Source organism: Bacillus sp. FF-1, assembly GCF_028548245.1.
GTDB lineage: Bacteria > Bacillota > Bacilli > Bacillales > Bacillaceae_G > Bacillus_A > Bacillus_A paranthracis.
This window is the reverse complement of sequence record NZ_JAQQGG010000033.1, coordinates 1-1,571: the sequence shown is the minus strand read 5'-3', so window position 1 is coordinate 1,571 and position 1,571 is coordinate 1. Positions and strand designations below refer to the sequence as shown.

General features: G+C 36.0%; 2 protein-coding genes. Both read left to right on the top strand.

The genetic code is table 11. From position 1 onward, the window contains the following. Positions 1 to 80 precede the first annotated feature (80 nt). On the top strand, positions 81 to 950 hold the full coding sequence (locus PQF83_RS28440; RefSeq protein WP_000018909.1) for a DUF421 domain-containing protein: 870 nt from the start codon (positions 81 to 83) through the stop codon (positions 948 to 950). Positions 951 to 1,191: 241 nt separating this feature from the next. Further along, a partial coding sequence (locus PQF83_RS28435; protein WP_001049159.1) for an ATP-dependent Clp protease proteolytic subunit occupies positions 1,192 to 1,571 on the top strand: 380 nt, incomplete at its 3' end.

The window sequence follows — 1,571 nt, the reverse complement described above, 5'->3', positions numbered from 1 at the left end:
GATTTACAAAATAGAGTTTCAGTATTAGAACGTGAAGAACCTCAATATAAAGGGTTTTAAGTAGACTGGAGGAAATGACTATGTCTCACCTGCCGGAATGGACACTTGTCATTCTTCGCTCTGTATTCATATTAATTATTTTATTCGCTATTACGAAATGGTTAGGGAAAAGACAAATCTCTCAGCTCTCCTTTTTTGAATACATAGCCGGAATGACAATCGGTGACATCGCTGCCCAAGTATCTACAGGGCTCGATTCAAAATTTTTTCACGGCGTCTTTGCGATACTCATTTTCGCTGTGGTACCTTTTTTAACAGGAATCCTTTCTTTAAAGAACAAAACAGCTCGGGACTTCTTTGAAGGGAAATCTACCGTATTAATAAAAGATGGAAAGATACTCGAAGACAACTTAAAGAAAGAAAAATATACAAGTGACGAATTACTGGAACTTCTTCGTGGAAAAGATGCCTTCAGCGTAGCTGATGTTGAATTTGCTGTACTAGAACCGAGCGGAGAATTAAATGTATTATTAAAGAAAGATCGCCAACCACTCACAGCAAAAGACATCGGTTTAAAAGTAGCAAACGAAAAAGAACCACAAACTGTTATTATGGATGGCAATGTCTTAGATGAACCGCTATCCGCAAGTGGACATAACCGCGCTTGGCTACATGCTGAACTAGAAAAGCTCGGTGTTGTTATCGAAAATGTCTTTCTCGGTCAAGTTGATTCATACGGACAACTGACTATCGACATTTATAATGACAAACTACAAATGCCTTCTCCTCAAAACAAACCTTTATTATTAGCATCATTAAAAAAATGTCATGCTGATCTTGAACTATTTTCCTTAGAAACAAAGTCGAAATCAGCGAGCGAAATGTATAGTAAAAACGCGAAACAAATCGAAAAGATTTTAAATAAAGTAACCTATCTTTTAAAAGAATAGATATCGAAAGAACGCTTCAGTCAAAAGGCGTTCTTTTCTTTTTTTCTACAGTTTTTATAACGTTTAAATTTATGTAATTCGGTTATGATGTTGAAGATACATAAGCAGGGAATTTCAAAAACATAGCGAATATTTCATGGTACAACTACATATTTTTTTGATTTAAAGTGGTTTCGTTTGACCTTTATTGACCATAATTGTATTATAAGACTAAGAAAGCTTTATAAGGAGGAAATAACAGATGAATTTAATTCCTACAGTAATTGAACAAACAAATCGTGGAGAACGCGCTTACGATATTTACTCTCGACTATTAAAAGACCGCATCATTATGCTTGGTAGCGCAATTGATGACAACGTAGCTAACTCAATCGTTTCCCAGCTTTTATTCTTGGAATCTCAAGATCCAGAAAAAGATATTCACATCTACATCAACAGCCCTGGTGGTTCTATCACAGCAGGTATGGCAATTTACGATACAATGCAGTTTATTAAACCGCAAGTATCAACAATCTGTATCGGTATGGCTGCATCTATGGGTGCATTCTTACTTGCAGCAGGTGAAAAAGGAAAACGTTATGCACTTCCAAACAGTGAAGTAATGATTCACCAACCACTTGG

Bases quoted from the DNA above. Each gene is read 5' to 3' on its own strand.
- PQF83_RS28440 (WP_000018909.1), top strand. From the start codon at position 81: ATGTCTCACCTGCCGGAATGGACACTTGTCATTCTTCGCTCTGTATTC.